The sequence below is a fragment of the Kitasatospora sp. NPDC001132 genome, from assembly GCF_053598415.1.
The window spans coordinates 71124-88830 of the sequence record NZ_JBSFKF010000032.1 but is presented as its reverse complement, the minus strand read 5'-3'; the positions used below and the strand labels follow the sequence as shown (position 1 = coordinate 88830).

16 protein-coding genes are annotated in these 17707 nt (G+C 72.5%); 9 read left to right on the top strand and 7 right to left on the bottom strand.

Translation table 11 applies throughout. The features are described from left to right. Positions 1-142: 142 nt before the first annotated feature. Positions 143-1297 (top strand): cystathionine gamma-synthase, encoded by a 1155-nt coding sequence (locus tag ACWDBE_RS31405; protein WP_316526555.1) that lies wholly within the window; start codon positions 143-145, stop codon positions 1295-1297. 22 nt (positions 1298-1319) lie between these two features. Here the strand turns inward: ACWDBE_RS31405 and ACWDBE_RS31400 are convergent, their stop codons facing one another. Continuing rightward, positions 1320-1802 carry a MarR family winged helix-turn-helix transcriptional regulator gene (locus tag ACWDBE_RS31400; protein WP_449791181.1) on the bottom strand — a complete coding sequence of 161 codons (483 nt, stop codon included), beginning with the start codon at positions 1800-1802 and terminating at the stop codon, positions 1320-1322. A 122-nt stretch (positions 1803-1924) separates the two neighbouring features. Between ACWDBE_RS31400 and ilvA the strand changes: the two genes are divergently transcribed. The 3 genes from ilvA (at position 1925) to ACWDBE_RS31385 (ending at position 5281) form a co-directional block, all read left to right on the top strand. Further along, a complete protein-coding gene (ilvA, locus tag ACWDBE_RS31395) occupies positions 1925-3136 on the top strand; it encodes a threonine ammonia-lyase (protein WP_449791180.1) in 1212 nt (403 codons plus the stop codon). A gap of 224 nt (positions 3137-3360) precedes the next feature. Beyond that, positions 3361-4422, top strand: coding sequence for an ATP-binding cassette domain-containing protein (locus ACWDBE_RS31390; protein WP_449791179.1), 1062 nt, complete (start codon positions 3361-3363; stop codon positions 4420-4422). Between the two features lies 1 nt (position 4423). Next, positions 4424-5281 carry an ABC transporter permease gene (locus ACWDBE_RS31385; protein WP_449809670.1) on the top strand — a complete coding sequence of 286 codons (858 nt, stop codon included), beginning with the start codon at positions 4424-4426 and terminating at the stop codon, positions 5279-5281. A 95-nt stretch (positions 5282-5376) separates the two neighbouring features. Here ACWDBE_RS31385 and greA read toward each other — a convergent pair whose 3' ends face one another. Next, positions 5377-5877 carry a transcription elongation factor GreA gene (gene greA / locus ACWDBE_RS31380; protein WP_316526550.1) on the bottom strand — a complete coding sequence of 167 codons (501 nt, stop codon included), beginning with the start codon at positions 5875-5877 and terminating at the stop codon, positions 5377-5379. A 345-nt stretch (positions 5878-6222) separates the two neighbouring features. Next, the gene (locus tag ACWDBE_RS31375; RefSeq protein WP_449791176.1) at positions 6223-6636 is read right to left on the bottom strand and encodes a DUF4307 domain-containing protein; all 414 of its coding nucleotides are present in this window, start codon (positions 6634-6636) and stop codon (positions 6223-6225) included. Positions 6637-6879: 243 nt separating this feature from the next. On the opposite strand from ACWDBE_RS31375, the gene mca reads away from it, so the two are divergent. Continuing rightward, complete coding sequence (gene mca, locus ACWDBE_RS31370; RefSeq protein WP_449791175.1) at positions 6880-7785, top strand: mycothiol conjugate amidase Mca; 906 nt, start codon at positions 6880-6882, stop codon at positions 7783-7785. Positions 7786-7834: 49 nt separating this feature from the next. Then, positions 7835-8026 (top strand): hypothetical protein, encoded by a 192-nt coding sequence (locus tag ACWDBE_RS31365; RefSeq protein ID WP_355255494.1) that lies wholly within the window; start codon positions 7835-7837, stop codon positions 8024-8026. Positions 8027-8121: 95 nt separating this feature from the next. On the opposite strand, the gene ACWDBE_RS31360 is transcribed toward ACWDBE_RS31365, so the two are convergent. Beyond that, positions 8122-8883 carry a LuxR C-terminal-related transcriptional regulator gene (locus tag ACWDBE_RS31360; protein WP_449809669.1) on the bottom strand — a complete coding sequence of 254 codons (762 nt, stop codon included), beginning with the start codon at positions 8881-8883 and terminating at the stop codon, positions 8122-8124. Between the two features lie 534 nt (positions 8884-9417). Between ACWDBE_RS31360 and ACWDBE_RS31355 the strand changes: the two genes are divergently transcribed. Beyond that, positions 9418-10311, top strand: coding sequence for a LuxR C-terminal-related transcriptional regulator (locus ACWDBE_RS31355; protein WP_449791173.1), 894 nt, complete (start codon positions 9418-9420; stop codon positions 10309-10311). Between the two features lie 50 nt (positions 10312-10361). On the opposite strand, the gene ACWDBE_RS31350 is transcribed toward ACWDBE_RS31355, so the two are convergent. From ACWDBE_RS31350 to ACWDBE_RS31340, 3 genes are read right to left on the bottom strand one after another with little or no spacing between them, the layout of a single operon-like run. Beyond that, positions 10362-11579, bottom strand: coding sequence for an MFS transporter (locus ACWDBE_RS31350; protein ID WP_449809668.1), 1218 nt, complete (start codon positions 11577-11579; stop codon positions 10362-10364). A gap of 1 nt (position 11580) precedes the next feature. Beyond that, positions 11581-13143: a class I adenylate-forming enzyme family protein gene (locus ACWDBE_RS31345; RefSeq protein ID WP_449791171.1), complete on the bottom strand. Its 1563-nt coding sequence runs from the start codon at positions 13141-13143 to the stop codon at positions 11581-11583. After that, positions 13140-13604, bottom strand: a complete 465-nt coding sequence (locus tag ACWDBE_RS31340; protein WP_449791170.1) for an acyl-CoA thioesterase — start codon at positions 13602-13604, stop codon at positions 13140-13142. The genes ACWDBE_RS31345 and ACWDBE_RS31340 overlap by 4 nt, the downstream gene beginning before the upstream one ends. Positions 13605-13784: 180 nt before the next feature. Here ACWDBE_RS31340 and ACWDBE_RS31335 point away from each other — a divergent pair, with 180 nt between their 5' ends. Together ACWDBE_RS31335 and ACWDBE_RS31330 are read left to right on the top strand one after the other, a co-directional pair. Further along, positions 13785-15395, top strand: coding sequence for an AMP-binding protein (locus ACWDBE_RS31335; protein WP_449791169.1), 1611 nt, complete (start codon positions 13785-13787; stop codon positions 15393-15395). A 131-nt stretch (positions 15396-15526) separates the two neighbouring features. Next, the gene (locus tag ACWDBE_RS31330; RefSeq protein ID WP_449809667.1) at positions 15527-17566 is read left to right on the top strand and encodes a thioredoxin domain-containing protein; all 2040 of its coding nucleotides are present in this window, start codon (positions 15527-15529) and stop codon (positions 17564-17566) included. Positions 17567-17707 lie beyond the last annotated feature (141 nt).

Genomic DNA, 17707 nt, shown 5'->3' with positions numbered 1-17707 from the left:
GGCCCGCCGCGCGGAGGCCGGGAGACCGGGGGCCTCGCGCACCCGCGGTTCCGGCCCGCCGCGCACCCGCTCCCACCTGCGGGTTCGCCCCGCTTCCCGGTTCGGGCAGGCGTGACGGCATTCGCCCATTAGGCTCGGACCCATGACCGAGCACCAGCTTCCTCAGGGCTTCGAGACTCTCGCCATCCACGCGGGTCAGGAAGCAGACCCCCAGACCGGGGCCGTCGTCACGCCGATCTACCAGGTGTCCACCTACAAGCAGGACGGGGTGGGCGGCCTGCGGGGCGGCTACGAGTACAGCCGCAGCGCCAACCCGACCCGCACCGCGCTGGAGGAGTGCCTCGCGGCACTGGAGGGCGGCGCTCGCGGCCTCGCCTTCGCCTCCGGCCTGGCCGCCGAGGACACCCTGCTGCGCACCATCCTCAAGCCGGGCGACCACATCGTGATCCCCAACGACGCCTACGGCGGCACCTTCCGGCTGTTCGCCAAGGTGCTGACCCGCTGGGGCGTCGAGTTCTCCGTGGCCAACACCCAGGACCTGGCCACCGTCCGCGAGGCGCTGCGCCCCAACACCCGCGCGGTGTGGGTGGAGACCCCGTCCAACCCGCTGCTGGGCATCACCGACCTGGCCGCGCTCGCCGAGATCGCGCACGGCGCCGGCGCGCTGCTGGTGGTCGACAACACCTTCGCCAGCCCGTACCTCCAGCAGCCGATCTCGCTCGGCGCGGACGCGGTCGTGCACTCCACCACCAAGTACATGGGCGGCCACTCCGACGTGGTCGGCGGTGCGCTGGTGCTGGCCGACGCGGCCCTCGGCGAGGAGGTCGCGTACCACCAGAACGCGATGGGCGCCGTCTCCGGCCCGTTCGACGCCTGGCTGGTGCTGCGCGGCATCAAGACGCTGGGCGTCCGGATGGACCGGCACAGCGCCAACGCCGAGAAGGTCGCCGAGCTGCTGGCGAGCCACCCGAAGGTCAGCCAGGTGCTCTACCCGGGCCTGCCCGAGCATCCCGGCCACGACATCGCGGCCAAGCAGATGAAGGCCTTCGGCGGGATGGTCTCGTTCCGGGTCGCCGGCGGCGAGGAGGCGGCCGTCGAGGTCTGCAACCGCGCGCAGCTGTTCACCCTCGGTGAGTCGCTCGGCGGCGTCGAGTCGCTGATCGAGCACCCGGGCCGGATGACCCACGCCTCGGCGGCGGGCTCGCCGCTGGAGGTGCCGTCCGACCTGGTGCGCGTCTCGGTCGGCATCGAGTCGATCGACGACCTGCTGGCCGACCTCAAGCAGGCGCTGGGCTGAGCCCGTACGGGGCCGCGGCCCCTCACTGCCCCTGCTGGTCCGCCGTGTACGACTCCATCGCGAGGTTGAAGCGGGCCAGCAGGGCGCAGAACACGCGCTGCTCCTCCGGCGGCCAGCCGTCCACCAGGCGGCGCGTCAACTCGGCCCGGCCGTCGCGGACTTCGGCGAGCCGGTCGAGGCCGCGCGAGGTCAGCGCGAGCCGTACGGCCCGGCGGTCGGCCGGGTCCTGCACCCGGCCGACCAGCCCGGCCGTGACCAGCGGGGCGACCTGGCGGGTCACCGTGGAGGAGTCCACCCCCAGCGACTCGGCCAGCGCCTTGACGTTGGCCGGCCCGTGCCGCTGCAGCCGGTCGAGCAGCAGGTAGGCGGCCCGGTCCAGGGCCCCGACCCCGCCGCCGGAGGTCCGGACCTGTTCCATGCGGCGGGCGAACACCGCCAGCTGGTACTGGAGTTGGGTGTGCACGGGGTCGGTGCGGTCGGTGGCCTGGGGCGAGGTCGTCGTCATCGCGGCTCACGATCGTCGTGCGGTGAGGAAGGCTCAGGAGCAGCAGGGTACGCGGGCCGGGCGGGCCCGGGAACAGGCCCGGCATTCCGGATCACCGTCGGCCGCGCCCGTAGTCTGGCGCCATGCACACCTGGCCGATCACCCTCGACGACGTCCGCGGCGCCCAGAAGATGCTCGCCGGGGTAGCCCGGGTGACCCCGATGGAGGGCAGCCGGCACCTCTCCGGGCTGATCGGCGCGCCGGTCCACCTGAAGTGCGAGAACCTCCAGCGCACCGGGTCCTTCAAGCTGCGCGGGGCGTACGTGCGGATCGCGGGACTCTCGCCGGTGCAGCGGGCCGGCGGGGTTGTGGCGGCGAGCGCCGGGAACCACGCCCAGGGCGTGGCGCTGGCGGCCTCGCTGCTCGGCGTGCGCTCCACGGTGTTCATGCCGGTCGCGGCGCCGCTGCCGAAGGTCGCGGCCACCCGCGACTACGGCGCCGACGTGCGGCTGCACGGCGCCACCGTGGACGAGGCCCTGCGGGCGGCGCAGCAGTACGCGGACGCGACCGGCGCGGTGTTCATCCACCCCTTCGACCACTGGGACGTGGTCACCGGCCAGGCGACCGTCGGGCTGGAGATCCTGGAGCAGTGCCCGGAGGTGCGGACCATCCTGGTCGGGGTGGGCGGCGGCGGGCTGCTCGCCGGGATCGCGGCGGCGGTCAAGCCGCTGCGGCCGGACGTGCGGGTCATCGGGGTGCAGGCGGCCGGCGCGGCCGCGTACCCGCCCTCGCTGGCGGCGGGGCGGCCGGTGTCGCTGGAGCACTTCGCCACGATGGCGGACGGGATCATGGTCGGGCGCCCCGGCGACATCCCCTTCGAGGTGGTCAACACGCTGGCCGACGGCATCCGCACGGTCTCCGAGGACGCGCTGTCGCGGGCGCTGCTGCTCGGACTGGAGCGGTTGAAGCTGGTGGTCGAGCCGGCCGGGGCGGCCCCGATCGCGGCGCTGCTGGAGCGGCCGGACTCCTTCGAGGGCCCGGTGGTGGGGGTGCTGTCCGGCGGCAACATCGACCCGCAGCTGATGCAGCGGGTGCTGCGGCACGGGCTGGCGGCGGCCGGGCGCTACCTGTCGCTGCGGGTGCGGCTGGCGGACAAGCCGGGTGCGCTGGCGGACCTGCTGGCCGTGCTGACCAGGGTGGACGCCAACGTGCTGGACGTGGCGCACGTGCGGATCGACCCGCGGCTGGGGCTGACCGAGGTCGAGGTGGACCTGCACCTGGAGACCAAGGGGCCGGAGCACTGCGCGCTGGTGGTCGGGGAGCTGCGGGACGCGGGGTACGTGGTCTCGGGCTGAGTTCCGTGCCGGACTCCATGCCGCACTTCGGCCGGGCTCCGTCCCGCACGCCGTTCCGCGTCCGGTCCTGGGCCCCGTCCCTTGACGCGATATATCGCGTACTGGAAGACTCGCGATACATCGCGTTCGAGTCCCACGGGTCGAGAATCGGGTCGCCCGTGTGCCCGGAAACGGGGCAGGGTGGGACAGATCGCCCCATACGTCCGAGGAGATGAGGCAAGGCCATGGCGCCAGCCATCCAAGCCGAGAACCTGGTGAAGACCTTCGGCGACGTACGAGCCCTGGACGGGGTCAGCCTCGACGTCCCCGAGGGCACGGTGCTCGGGCTGCTCGGCCCCAACGGCGCCGGGAAGACCACCACCGTGCGGGTCCTCACCACCCTGCTCCGCCCCGACTCCGGCCACGCGGTGGTCGCCGGGGTCGACGTGCTCAAGCACCCCGACCGGGTCCGCAGCCTGATCGGCCTGTCCGGCCAGTACGCGGCGGTCGACGAGTACCTGACCGGCTTCGAGAACCTCACCATGGTCGGCGAGCTCTACCAGATGAGCAACCGCGCCGCGAAGGCCCGCGCGCTGGAGCTGCTGGAGTGGTTCAACCTCACCGAGGCCAAGGACCGCACCGCCAAGACCTACTCGGGCGGCATGCGCCGGCGCCTGGACCTCGCCGCCGCGCTGGTCGTCCGGCCGCCGGTGATGTTCCTGGACGAGCCGACCACCGGTCTCGACCCGCGCAACCGGCTCGCGCTCTGGGAGGTCATCGAGACGCTGGTCGAGCAGGGCACCACGCTGCTGCTCACCACCCAGTACCTGGAGGAGGCCGACCGGCTCGCCCACGACATCGCGGTGGTCGACCAGGGCCGGGTGATCGCCCGCGGCACCGCCGACCAGCTCAAGGCGCAGATCGGCGGCGAGCGGATCGAGGTCGTGGTGCACCGGCCCGGCCTGGTCGGCGACGCCGTCGCCGCGCTGTCCGGCTACGCGCTGAGCGAGCCGACGGTGGAGAGGAACACCCGCAGGATCACCGTGCCGATCAGCGGCGGCGCCCGGGTGCTCGCCGACGCGATCCGCGAACTGGACTCCCGCGGGATCGAGATCGACGACATCGGGCTGCGCCGCCCGACCCTGGACGACGTCTTCCTCACCCTCACCGGCCACGTCGCCGAGGAGCGGTCCGAGGAGGAGGGCGGCGCCGACCGCAAGGCGCGCGGCCGGGGCCAGGGCGGCCCGGGTGGGCCGGGCGGGCCGGAGCCGGACAAGCAGGCCGTCGCGGCCGGGAAGGAGAGCTGAGATGAGCACCGCCACCGAGCACGCCATCGGCCCGGCGATGCCCGGGCAGCGCCGGGGGATCGTCGCCGCCCTGCACGACTCCTGGGTGGTCGCCAAGCGCAACCTGCGCAGGATGACCCGCATCCCGGAGATCGTGGTCTTCGGGCTGATGCAGCCGGTCATGTTCGTGCTGCTGTTCTCGTACGTGATGGGCGGGGCGATCAAGATCCCCGGCACCGACTCCAGCTCGGACACGTACATCCAGTTCCTGATGGCCGGCATCTTCGCCCAGACCGTCACCTTCGCCGTCGCCGGCGCCTCGGCGGGCATCGCGGAGGACATGAGCAAGGGGCTGGTGGACCGGTTCCGCTCGCTGCCGATGGCCCGGTCCGCGGTGCTGGTCGGCCGCACCCTGGCGGACCTGTGCCAGACCGCGTTCATCCTGGTGGTGCTGGCGATGGTCGCGCTGCTGGTCGGCTGGCGGATCCACGACGGCCTGCTCAACGCGCTCGCCGCCTTCGGCCTGCTGCTCCTGCTCGGCTACGCCTTCTCCTGGATCGGCGCGCTGATCGGCCTGTCGGTGCGCAGCCCCGAGGCGGCCACCTCGGCCGGGCTGATCTGGCTGTTCCCGCTGACCTTCGTGTCCAACGCCTTCGTGCCGGTCACCTCGATGCCGGGCTGGCTCCAGGGGATCGCGTACTGGAACCCGTTCAGCGCCACCGTGCAGGCCTGCCGGGTGCTGTTCGGCAACCAGGTCGGGCCGGTGGACAGCGCCTGGCCGATGCAGCACGCGGCGCTGGTGTCGGTGCTGTGGTCGGTCGTGATCACCGCGGTGTTCTCCTGGCTGGCGGTGCGCAAGTACCGCTCCTCCACCGCCTGACCGGGCGCCGCCCGGAACGGCGCGCCCGGAACGCCTGAGGGCGGCCGCGGAAGTGCTGGACTTCCGCGGCCGCCCTCGGGTCGTGTGCGGCCGGATCAGCCGGCGTGCGGCACGACCTTGACGATCTTCACCATGGCCGGCTTGCCGTTCGGCAGCTCGTAGGTGGCCTCGTCGCCGATCCGCTTGCCGTCGATGGCGCGGCCCAGCGGGGACTGCGGCGAGTAGACGTCCAGGTCGTCGGCGCCCGCGACCTCGCGGGAGGCCAGCAGGAACTCCATCAGGTCGTCCTCGTCGCCGTCGAAGGCGACCGTGACGACCATGCCCGGGGCCACCACGCCCGAGTCGGCCGGGGCCTCGCCGACCTTGGCGCGCTCCAGCAGCTGGGTCAGCTGGCGGATGCGCAGCTCGTACTTGCCCTGCTCCTCCTTCGCCGCGTGGTAGCCGGCGTTCTCCTTGAGGTCCCCCTCCTCGCGCGCCGCCTCGATCTTCTGGGCGATCTCGATGCGCCAGGGCCCGGTCAGGTGGTCCAGCTCGGCCTTGAGCTGGTCGTAGCCGGCCTGAGTGAGCCAGGTCACGTTCTCACTGGTCTGGGTCACGGGTGCTCCTCGTAGGTGCTGGGGCTGTGCTGAGGGTGTGAGTCGTCAGCAGGGGTCGGTGGTGATATCGGTCTCAACTACAAAGCAACGCCCGCTCCCGTACCATCCGGTGCGGAAGGGGCGAAACCACGAGCCTAACAAGTCCTGCTGACAAGCGGGAGGGGCGTTCACGCGTCGTTGACGGTGGCGTTGCGCCGCGGTGTACGGCAATGGAGTGCGGGACCCTCTACGGATGCCCGCTCTCCGGATCGGATATGCGTGCCGCCGGAGGCGGGTGCGCCGCCCGGGGCGCACTGTCCGGCCCGGGCGCGGCGCCCGGCGGGGGCGCGCTGCCCGGCGGGACCACTACTTGGTCGGGGTGCAGCCCAGCAGCTCGGCGGTGGTGCCGCGCGAGGTGGTGCGCAGGGTGACCACCGCGTCGTAGCTGGAGCCGGCCGCCGGGACCGGGAAGTCGGCCACCCCGACCACCCCGTGGTCGTCGCCCTGCGAGCGCACGGTGCAGGTGCCGGCCTGCCCGTCGCCCTTGCGTACGGTGAGGTGCAGCTGGACCTCGGAGTCGGAGAGCACCTGGAAGGTCGGCACCGAGCCGTTGATCTTCGACTCGCGCAGCATGTAGGAGCCGCCCAGCCAGGCGATCAGGCCCAGGCCGAGCACGCCGCAGACCGCGCCGATCACCTTCAGGCGGCGGTCCGAGTCGCGGTCGCCGCCGCGGCCGTATCGCCCCTCGGGCAGACCGGTGGCGGTGGTGTCTGCACTCATCGGACTCCGTCCTCTCCTGGGGGAGGGGCCGCGCGGGTGGTGCGGGGGAATGCGACGCTCCTCCAGTCCGTCACTATAGGAGGGGCACGCCCGCGGCCGGTCCGGCGGGGGCAGGGCTCGGCCGCGCCGGCGACGTTCCGCGGCCCGGCCCCGCGGCGACGCGGTCCCGAAGTGAGCGGTTCGTACGGTGGGCAGACCCGGACTTCGCGGAACGCCCGACAAGTGTGGAAGGAACGCAAGGCGTTGACTGAGCAGTTGCGACTGATGGCGGTGCACGCCCACCCGGACGACGAGTCCAGCAAGGGCGCGGCCACCATGGCCATGTACGTCGAGCAGGGCGTGGACGTGCTGGTGGCCACCTGCACGGGGGGCGAGCGCGGGTCGGTCCTCAACCCCAAGCTCCAGGGGGACCGGTACGTCGAGGAGAACATCCACGAGGTGCGCCGCAAGGAGATGGACGAGGCGCGGGCGATCCTCGGCGTCAAGCAGGCCTGGCTGGGCTTCGTGGACTCAGGCCTGCCCGAGGGGGACCCGCTGCCGCCGCTGCCCGAGGGCTGCTTCGCCCTCCAGGACGTCAAGGAGGCCGCGGAGCCGCTGGTCCGGCTGATCCGCGAGTTCAAGCCGCAGGTCATCACGACCTACGACGAGAACGGCGGCTACCCGCACCCGGACCACATCATGACCCACAAGATCACCATGCTGGCCTTCGACGCCGCGGGCGACCCGGACGCCTACCCGGAGGCCGGCGAGCCCTGGCAGCCGCTCAAGCTGTACTACAACCACGGCTTCCCGATGGGCCGCATCCGGGCCCTCCACACGTACCTCACCGAGCACGGCCACGAGTCGCCGTACGGCGAGTGGATCGAGGGCTGGGAGAAGAGCGGCCGCAAGGAGCGCGAGATCACCACCCGGGTCCGCTGCGACGACTGGTTCGAGACCCGCGACCGCGCGCTGATCGCCCACGCGACCCAGATCGACCCGGACGGCCCGTGGTTCCGCGTCCCGCTGGAGGTCCAGCGCGAGGTCTGGCCCACCGAGGACTACGAGCTCAGCCGTACCCTGGTCGACGTGGACCTGCCGGAGGACGACCTGTTCGCCGGCCTGCGCACGCCCACCCTGGCGGCCGAGGCCGCCGACACGCGCGACTGAACCACCCCCCGATGGCCCGGCTCCCCGTGAGCCGGGCCACCATAGAGATATGAGTGCCTCCGTGAACCTCGTCCACCTCGCCGCTGACCTCGCCGTCGACGACGCCAAGGTCACCCCCGGCCTCCTCGGCTTCGTCGTCTTCGCCGCCCTCGGCGTCGCGACCTGGTTCCTGGCCAAGTCGATGAACCGGCAGTTCAAGAAGGTCGACTTCGTCGAGCAGCCGGAGGCTCCGAAGGAGTGAGCCGACGGGCCGGTCCCACGGGGCCGGCCTTCGGTCCGCCGGATTCGGCCCGGCCCGCCGTCGGGCGCGCGGCGCCGGTCAGGCCGCCGCCTCGGTCAGGCCGCCGCGCCGATCAGGCCGAGTTGGGCCGCCCGCACGCCGGCCTGGAACCGGGAGCCCGCGTCGAGCCGGGTGAGCAGGGCGGCCACGTGCCGACGGTAGGTGCGCACCGACAGGCCCAGCTCCCGGGCGGCCCGCTCGTCGGTGTAGCCCTGGCTGATCGCCTGTAGGACGCGCACGGAGCATTCGTCGGCCGTCCAGCCCCGGTGGTCGGGCACGAGGCCGGTGGACTGGGTCCAGACGGCGTCATGGAGGAGGGAGATGGCTCGGACGGCCTCCCGACCGGAGATCACGGTGAGTGGCGCGTTGCGCTCCGAGGCCAGCAGGCCGACCAGGCCGTCGGTGATCACGGCGGTGGGCAGCCCGCAGGGGGAGACCCGGATCTGCGCCCCTGCGGTGGCGAGCTCGGTCAGTTTGGCCAGCGCCTCCTCGTCCTGGAGCAGCGTGCCGGTGACGAGCATCCTGACCTCACCTCCCCGGGCCAGGAGTTGGGTGTGCAGCCGGTCCAGGAGCGGGTCGTTGAACTCGTGCGGCCCGTCGGCGTAGCTGCTCTGGGCCCTGACCACGCGGTGGCCGCACTGCTGGATCAGGCGCGCTGCGACCGAGCGGGCGTCCTCGGGGGCCGCGTCGGGGCGGAGGCCGTACGCCACGCCTCCGGAGAGCCGGCCGGCCATCTCCGCCACCTGCAGTGCCAGGTCGCGCAGCGCCGGCAGGGTGGGAGAGCTGAGGTTCTCTAACGACTGCCCGATGCTGGTCAAGTGCCTCTCCGCGGGTCCGTATGGCCGAGCTCGTCCGGGCGCGCGCGGCGGCCCGGCGGTCGGCGGTGGTGGGGAGCAACGGTCGGACGCGCGGGGGCTCGGGCGGGCGCGACCTCCGGGCAGTCCAAGGCCGGCCACCGCGGCGAGGGGTGCGGGGCCGGTCCGGTCGGCGCTGTCAGTCCCCGCCGAGGTCCGGGGGTGGCGAGCCCGCGGACGTGGTCAGGACGTCGACCAGGGCAGCTGCGAACACCTGGCGGACGATTCTCATGACGGTCCCCCCTCAAGTCCTTCTCGTCGTCGGTTCGTGATCGACCGCAACCACTCCAGCATGCCCAGCCACAGGCGCCATTTCCCATCCGCCTGGGCTATCTTCTTTCGGCCTGCACATATCCGCCAGGGGGACGGCACGTGTCAAATCGGGAAGTTCCGGGCGTGGTTCGTGCGCCGCTCGGCGAATCCGCCGAAATCCTCTACGACTTCACGCTCCGGCAGTCCTCTCCGCCGACTCTCGCCGAGGCGGGGCACGATCTGAACTTGACTGACAGTCAAGTCAAGCTGGCAGTAGCGGAATTACTCAGGCTGAAGCTGCTACGGGCCGGTGCCGCCGATGTCGGTCGGCTGGTGGCGGTGCCCCCGGAAGCCGCCCGCATCCGGATGCTGGCACCGGTGCTGCAGGATCTGGCGCGGCGGCAGCGGGAGGCCGACCGGCTCTGGTCCACCTACACCGGCCTGGTGGCCGCCTACCAGGAGAAGGTGCTCCGTGGTGCCCGGTCGTCGCCGATCGAGCCCGTGCTGGGTGTCGGCGCCGCGCGTGGCGTGATAGCCGAGCTCGCGGCGGCGAGCCGACGCGAGGTGGTCGCCTCCCAGCCCGGCGGAGCCCGGGACCAGGAGGCCCTGGCGGAGTCGTTGGAGCGCGCCGATGAACTCCTGGCGCGCGGCGTCAAGCTGCGCACGCTCTACCAGCACCCCGCCAGGCACAGTCAGCCCACGCTGACCTTCGTCGAGCACGTGACCGGCCAGGGCGCGGAGGTGCGGACCACCAGCAACGACTTCGCGCGCCTGATGATCTTCGATCGGACGGTCGCGTTGATCGAGCTGCGCGACGATCCGCTGAGCGCGGCGGTGGTACGCGATCCGAGCGTGGTCGACTTCATGTACGCGGCCTTCGAGTTCGCCTGGTCGAGTGCGCTGCCGCTGTCCCCCGGCTACGACCGCAGCATGGTGGAGATAGCGTCGGACGACACCAAGGCGATGATCATCAGCCTGCTGGTGGACGGAGTCGACGATCGCGCGATCGCCCGCCGCCTCGGGATCTCCATGCGCACCTGCCAGCGCCACATCTCCGAGATCATGCGGCGGCTCGGCGCGAAGAACCGGCTGCACGCCGGCTACCTCCTGCACCAGCTGCAGGACCGCGAGATCCACTGACGGGTGTTCCGGGTGGGACCCACCCGACCGGCAACCGGTCCGGCGCCCCGTCATCCGCGGGCGCGGGCGACCGGGACGATGCAGAGCAGGGCGATGGCCGTCACCGCGGCGGTGAAGACGGCGGCGGTGACGAGCAGGGTGGTGGCGCCGAGCAGGAGGCCGGTGCCGACCACTGGCAGGGACAGCCCGAGGTAGGCCGAGGTGAAGTAGCCGGAGACCAGTCGGCCGGCCTGGTCGGGGCGGGCGTTGGCGGAGAGCAGGGCCAGACCGGAGCGGAAGGCGAATCCGGCGGCCCCGCCGGAGACGGCCGCCCCGACCAGGAAGAGCGACAGCGAGACGGCCGGGATCGCGGCGACGACCGACACCAGCCCGGCCGGGAGGACGGCCATGCCGGCGATGACGCCCGTCCGGGGTGCGACCCTGCTGCCCCAGACCTGGGCCAGCGCGGCCGCCGTGAAGGCGGTGCCGGGGGCGACGCCGACCATCAGGTGGTTGGTGATGTGCAGGCCGTCCCGGAGGAACGTGCCGGCCAGGGCGGCGAACAAGCCGAGGGTCGCGAACGGGCCGAGCGCGGCGAGCGCGGAGTAGGCGAACGCCGACCGGTGTTCGGCCGGGATGCGCAGGCGCTGCGGGCGGAGGGGGACCGGGCCGACGGCGCGGACGACGGTCTCCGGCAGCGCGAGCACGGCGAACCCGGGCAGGAGCAGGGCGGCCAGCGCCAGGTACGGAAGGAGCATCGGGCCGGGGCCGTACTGGACGAGGACGCCGGAGAGCATCGGTCCGATGCCGAGGCCCGCCATGTTGGTCGCCGAGGCTACCAGGGCCGCCTTGCGCCGGTCGGCCAGCAGCTCGCCGAGGTAGGCCGTCGCCGCGCCGGAGGACAGGCCCACGGCGAAGCCGCACAGCAGCCGCCCGCCCAGGATGCCGGGCAGGGTGGGCGAGACGGCGAACAGGGCGCAGCTGAGCAGGCCCAGACAGAGGGCTGCCAGCAGGATCGGGCGGCGCCCGATCCGGTCCGACATGCCGCCGAACAGCAGCAGCGTGCAGAGCGTGCCCAGTGCGTAGGTGGAGAACACCGCCGTCACCAGCAGCGGGGTGAGCCCGAGCTCGTGCGCGTAGAGCGGATAGACCGGGGTGGGCACGGTGGCGCCCGCGATCAGGGCGCCCATCAGCCAGGCCACGGCCCAGGCGGCCCGGGGCCGTCGGCTGGGGGTTGGGATGCCCGCGGGGGTTCCCGGCCCCGATCGGAGGGTCTTCTCAACCGCCATGTCAGGCTTGTCCGTGAGCTCCGTCGGCGGTGTAGGACCGGCGCATCGCCCGCTTGAGGGCCTTGCCGGTCACGCCGGTGAACTCCTCGCTCCCCTTGACGAGGATCCGGTCGGCCGGCAGCAGGGCGGCGGCGGTCAGGGTCTCGTTGATCCGCGTCAACAGCCCGTCCAGGTCGGCGGCCGGGTCGGCGGGTTCGACGGCCAGCACCAGCTCCCCGGTGTCCTCCGACTTCACCAGCGAACAGTCCTGCAGCTCGGGGAAGTTGCGCAGGATCAGCTCCTCGGTCTGGGTGCTGTAGACCGTGCCGCGGCTGGTGGTGATGGCGTCCGTGGTGCGGTCGACGTGGTAGAAGCGGCCGTCCTCGTCGCGGAAGGCGAAGTCACCGGTGAGCCAGTAGCCGCGCACCCGGTTCTTCTCGCTGAGCAGCGAGTTGTTCCAGTAACCGGCCGTCACCGTCGGCGACTTGAGGCCGAGCCGGCCGACCGCGAACGGGCCCAGCGGTTCGTCCCGGTCGTCGAAGACCTGGGCGTCTATCCAGGCGAACGGACGGCCTATGCAGCGGCCGTAGCGGTCGCTGGTCGGCGTGTGCACCTGGCGGAACATGGCGAAACCGAACTCGGACGAGCCGAAGTTGTCGATGAACAGGGACCCGGGCTGCCGCTGCCCCGAGCGGTCCGTGTGGTTGCCGAGCGCGACCAGCTTGCGGATGTGCTGCTCGTGGTTGGCGTCGCCGGTGCACATCCAGTACGAGATGGAGGCGAAGTCCGCCGGGTCCGGGTCCAGTCGGCAGAGGTCGACGAAGACCTTGGGGAATCCGACCACCAACTGCGGGCGGAAGGTGGCGAACCGCTCGACCAGCCGCTGCGGGGAGCGCTCGGTGGCGAGCATGACGTCCAGGCCGCGCAGCACACCGGACATCAGCACCGAGATCGCCGAGGCGTGGCTCTGCGGCAGCACGGACAGGATGCGCTCGCCGAGGTCCGCGTCGGCCTGCTGCCTGATGCCGAAGAAGAAGCCGAAGTGGTTGAACTGCACGGCCTTCGGCACGCCGGTGGTGCCGGAGGTGTGGGCGATCAGCACCGGGTCGTTCTCGGTGTGCTGGAAGTACGCGACCTGGTCCGGCGAGTACGGGTCCGCCTCGTAGTACGGCAGGTCCAGCGCGTCCTTGGCGAGCCGCTCGGGGTCCGAGACCACGGCCACGGCGCCGACCCGCCGGATGAAGGCGCGGGCGGTCTCAGGGTCCAGCGAGCTGTTCAGGAAGACCGGGATCGCTCCGAGCTTGTTCAGCGCGATGTAGTGGATCAGGTACCGCACGCTCTCGTCGAGGAAGACGGCCACCGGATCCTTGGCCCGGATGCCGTCGTTGTGGAAGCCGGCCGCCACCCGGTCGGTCAGTTCGTCCAGCGCGTTCAGGGTGAACCCGTGCACCTGCTCGCCGTCGAGCGTCAGGTACGGCACGTCCAGTTCGATCCGGCTCTGCGCGGCGCCTCGGGTCGCGGCCGCGGCCAGACGGAAGAGGTTCCCGGCCCCGAGTCGGGGGTCGTCAAGCAGACCACTGCTCATTCTTCGCTGTCGCCCCTCGTCGCGAGCCAGTGCCGCAGGCCGGCCTGGATGTCGTCAGGAATGGGAACGGCCCGGTGCGTCTCCAGGGAGGTGAACACCAGGACCGTCTTGAACCGCGCACGCACCTCGCCGGCCTCGGTGCCGCGGTACTCGTAGCCGATGGTGAGCGACTTGGTGCCGATCCGCTCCACCGCGAGCTCCAGCGTCAGGCTGTCGCCGAGGCGGCTGGGTGCGAGGAAGTCGCACTCCAGCCGGACGGTCGGCACGCCGAGCAGGCGCTTGGTGAACAGGGCGGCGTAGTCGACGCCGAGGCAGCCGCTGAACCAGGCCTCCTGGACCTCGTTCAGCAGTACCAGGTACTGCGGGTAGAAGACGATGCCGGCGGGGTCGCAATGGTGGAAGAAGATCCGGCGTTCCAGGCGGAACCGCCGGCCTTCCGGTTCTTGACTGGCCGGCTGCATGACCGCGTCTCCTTCTCCGAGCTCGATCTTCGCTGCCACTCTCACCCGGCTCCCGGCGACCCGGCTCGCGGCTGGCAGGAAGTTGCCATTCCCCGCCCGTGCCGCTGGCAGGAAGCGGTCGAATCGAATGCCTGATCGCTCCCGGACCCGAGGGTGGATCGTCAAGTCTCCGGAGGAGCCATGGACGCATCGATCCCATCCGCGCACGTCGACACCTTCGCCCGCGACCGTCTTCCGCCGGTCGAGGAGTGGCCCGAGATCCTCGTCGACCTGCCCGAGCTGCGTTACCCGCCGCGTCTCAACTGCGCGGCGGAGCTGCTCGACGGGACGATCGGCCGGTTCGGCGGGGACCGGCCCTGCCTGTTGGACCAGGCGGGCACGGTGTGGTCCTACGACCAGGTCGCCGAGCTGGTCAACCGGACGGCCGAGGAGCTGGTGCACGGCCACGGCCTGCGGCCGGGCAACCGGGTGCTGCTGCGCGGGCCCAACTCGCCGTGGCTGGCGATCTGCTGGCTGGCCGTGATGAGGATGGGCGGCGTCGCCGTCACCACGATGGCCCTGCTGCGCGCCGTCGAGCTGCGCGAGGTGATCGCCAAGGCCGAGGTGCGGTTCGCGCTGTGCGACGAGCGGTTCACCGAGGAACTGGAGCTCGCGGCCGGGGACGACCTGACCGTGGTCCGGTACGACGTGCACGACGGCGGCGAGCTCGGGCGGCAGGCCAAGGCCCGTACGGGCGTGTTCCCGGCCGTGCCGACGGCCGCCGACGACGTGGCGCTGATCGCCTTCACCTCGGGTACCAGCGGTGTGCCGAAGGCCACCGTGCACTTCCACCAGGACGTGCTGGCCATCGCGGACACCTTCTCCGCCCGGGTGCTGCGGCCCGAGCCGACCGACCTCTTCGCCGGCAGCCCGCCGCTGGGCTTCACCTACGGGCTCGGCGGTCTGCTGATCTTCCCGCTGCGCGTGGGCGCGGCCAGTCTGCTGCTGGAGGAGACCACGCCGGACAAGCTGTTCCGGGCGGTGGCCCGGCACCGGGTGAACGTGCTGTTCACCTCGCCCACGGCCTACCGCCGGGTCCTGGACACGCTGGACGACTACGACCTGGCCAGCCTGCGGCTGTGCGTCTCGGCCGGCGAGACGCTCCCGCTCGCGACCTGGCAGGCCTTCGAGCGGGCCACCGGGCTGCGGCTGGTCGACGGCATCGGCTCCACCGAGATGCTGCACGTGTTCATCTCGGCCGCCGACGAGGACATCCGGCCGGGCGCCACCGGCCGGGCGGTCCCGGGCTTCCGCGCGCGGGTCGTGGACGAGAGCGGGGCCGAGGTGCCGGACGGAGTGCCGGGCCTGCTGCAGGTGAAGGGCCCGACCGGCTGCCGCTACCTGGCGGACCCCCGCCAGCGAGCTCAGGTGCGGGACGGATGGACGCTCACCGGTGACGTCTTCATCAAGGATGCCGACGGCTACTTCTGGTTCCAGGCGCGCTCCGACGACATGATCGTCAGCTCGGGCTACAACATCGCCGCGCCCGAGGTGGAGAACTCGCTGTTGCGGCACCCGGCGGTCGCGGAGTGCGCGGTGGTGGGCGTGCCGGACCCGGGGCGCGGCGAGATCGTCAAGGCGTACGTGGTGCTCGCGGCCGACCACCAGCCGGGAGAGGAACTCGTCGCCGCACTGCAGTCCTTCGTCAAGAGCGACATCGCGCCGTACAAGTACCCGCGCGCGATCGAGTTCACCGCCGACCTGCCGCGCGGCAACACCGGAAAGCTCCTGCGCAGCGCCCTGCGGAAGTGAGCCGCACGGGGGAGCCCGACCGGGGCGACCCCCGTCCACCGGGCGATGGCGCTTGAGCGGACAGCGGCCGAGCGGACGGACACGCGTGGGTTCCGCCGTCGGGCTCGGGGCGCTGTGAGAGGCTGGGGCGCATGAACCGGTTGGCTGGTGTGACCTCGCCGTATCTGCTTCAGCACGCCGACAATCCGGTCGACTGGTGGCCCTGGGAGCAGGCGGCCTTCGACGAGGCGCGGCGGCGCGGCGTGCCGGTGCTGCTGTCGGTCGGCTACGCGGCCTGCCACTGGTGCCATGTGATGGCACACGAGAGCTTCGAGGACGCCGAGCTCGCCGAGTACCTCAACGAGCGGTTCGTCGCGGTCAAGGTGGACCGGGAGGAGCGGCCCGACGTCGACGCCGTGTACATGGAGGCGGTGCAGGCCGCGACCGGGCAGGGCGGATGGCCGATGACGGTGTTCCTCACCCCCGACAAGGAGCCGTTCTACTTCGGCACCTACTTCCCGCCGCGGCCCCGGCACGGCATGCCGTCCTTCCGGCAGGTGCTGGAGGGCGTGGACGCCGCCTGGCGGGACCGGCGGCAGGAGGTCGGCGAGGTCGCCGGACGGATCCGGGCCGAGCTGGCCGAGCGGGCCGCCGTCTACTCGGCCGGCGCCCACCACCCGCCCGGCGAGGCCGACCTGCACCATGCGCTGGTGACCCTCAGCCGGGACTTCGACCAGAACCGCGGCGGCTTCGGCGGCGCGCCCAAGTTCCCGCCGGCCATGGTGCTGGAGTTCCTGCTGCGCCACCACGCCAGGACCGGCTCGGAGGCGGCGCTGGAGATGGCCGTCCGCACCGGCGAGGCGATGGCCCGCGGCGGCATCCACGACCAGCTCGGCGGCGGCTTCGCCCGGTACGCGGTGGACGCCGGCTGGGTGGTGCCGCACTTCGAGAAGATGCTGTACGACAACGCGCTGCTGCTGCGCGCCTACCTGCACCTGTGGCGGGCCACCGGATCGGGCCTCGCCCGCCGGGTCGCGCTGTCCACGGCGGACTTCCTGCTGCGTGAACTCCGCACGCCCGAGGGCGCGTTCGCCTCGGCGCTGGACGCCGACAGCCTGGACGAGGAGACCGGGCAGTCCGCCGAGGGTGCGTACTACGCGTGGGAACCCGGCCAGTTGGTCGACCTGCTGGGCCCCGCCGACGCGGCCACCGCCGCCCGGCTGTTCACCGTCACCGCCGAGGGCACCTTCGAGCACGGCACCTCGGTGCTCCAACTCCTCTCCGACCCCGAGGACTTCACCGAGTACGAGACGATCCGGGCACGGATGGCCGAGGCCCGGACCGCCCGGCCCGCCCCGGCCCGGGACGACAAGGTGGTCGCCGCCTGGAACGGCCTGGCCATCGCCGCGCTCGCCGAGACCGGCGCACTGCTGGACCGCCCCGACCTGGTCGAGGCCGCCGAACGCGCCGCCGACCTGCTGCTCGCCGTCCACCTCACCCCCGAAGGCCGGCTGCTGCGCACCTCCCGGGACGGTCGGCCCGGCGCCAACGCCGGTGTGCTGGAGGACTACGCGGACACCGCCGAGGGCTTCCTCGCGCTGTACGCCGTCACCGGCGAGGCCTCCTGGCTCCAGCTCGCGGGCGGCCTGCTCGACACCGTTCTCAAGCACTTCACCGACGAGGCCTCCGGCGCGCTCTACGACACCGCCGACGACGCCGAGGAGCTGATCCGCCGCCCGCAGGACCCGACCGACAACGCCACCCCGTCCGGCTGGACGGCCGCCGCCGGCGCGCTGCTCACCTACGCCGCGTACACCGGCTCCGACCGGCACCGCACGGCCGCCGAGCGGGCTCTCGGCGTGGTCGGCGCGCTCGCCGGCCGGGCACCGCGGTTCATCGGCTGGGGCCTCGCCGTCGCCGAGGCGCTGCTCGACGGGCCGCGCGAGGTCGCCGTGATCGGCCCGGACGGCGACCCGGCCACCGCGGCGCTGCGGCGGGCCGCGCTGCTCGGGACGGCGCCGGGGGCGGTGGTCGCGGTCGGCGCGCCCGGGGAGTCCGAGGTGCCGCTGCTGGCCGACCGGCCGCTGATCGGCGGGGCGCCCGCGGCTTACGTCTGCCGGCACTTCGCCTGCGACGCCCCGACCACCGATCCGGCGGCGCTGGCCGAGAAGCTGGGCACGGCGGTCGAGTAGGCACATCCTTGGCGCACCGGTCCGGACCTGGTCCACCATGGGCCATGACCTGGACCTTCGGCACCTCACTCGACGAGTTCCGCGACCGGGCGGGCGCCTTCCTGGCCGCCCGCCCCGCCGAGAACACCGTCCTGCTCACCA

Excerpts from the sequence above, each read along its gene's own strand:
- ACWDBE_RS31345 (WP_449791171.1), bottom strand. The coding sequence starts at position 13,143 with ATGAGCAGTGGTCTGCTTGACGACCCCCGACTCGGGGCCGGGAACCTC.
- ACWDBE_RS31330 (WP_449809667.1), top strand. The coding sequence starts at position 15,527 with ATGAACCGGTTGGCTGGTGTGACCTCGCCGTATCTGCTTCAGCACGCC.
- ACWDBE_RS31365 (WP_355255494.1), top strand. The coding sequence starts at position 7,835 with ATGAGTGCCTCCGTGAACCTCGTCCACCTCGCCGCTGACCTCGCCGTC.
- ACWDBE_RS31400 (WP_449791181.1), bottom strand. The coding sequence starts at position 1,802 with ATGACGACGACCTCGCCCCAGGCCACCGACCGCACCGACCCCGTGCAC.
- ACWDBE_RS31340 (WP_449791170.1), bottom strand. The coding sequence starts at position 13,604 with ATGCAGCCGGCCAGTCAAGAACCGGAAGGCCGGCGGTTCCGCCTGGAA.
- ilvA (WP_449791180.1), top strand. The coding sequence starts at position 1,925 with ATGCACACCTGGCCGATCACCCTCGACGACGTCCGCGGCGCCCAGAAG.
- ACWDBE_RS31405 (WP_316526555.1), top strand. The coding sequence starts at position 143 with ATGACCGAGCACCAGCTTCCTCAGGGCTTCGAGACTCTCGCCATCCAC.
- ACWDBE_RS31375 (WP_449791176.1), bottom strand. The coding sequence starts at position 6,636 with ATGAGTGCAGACACCACCGCCACCGGTCTGCCCGAGGGGCGATACGGC.
- ACWDBE_RS31390 (WP_449791179.1), top strand. The coding sequence starts at position 3,361 with ATGGCGCCAGCCATCCAAGCCGAGAACCTGGTGAAGACCTTCGGCGAC.
- ACWDBE_RS31350 (WP_449809668.1), bottom strand. The coding sequence starts at position 11,579 with ATGGCGGTTGAGAAGACCCTCCGATCGGGGCCGGGAACCCCCGCGGGC.
- ACWDBE_RS31335 (WP_449791169.1), top strand. The coding sequence starts at position 13,785 with ATGGACGCATCGATCCCATCCGCGCACGTCGACACCTTCGCCCGCGAC.
- ACWDBE_RS31385 (WP_449809670.1), top strand. The coding sequence starts at position 4,424 with ATGAGCACCGCCACCGAGCACGCCATCGGCCCGGCGATGCCCGGGCAG.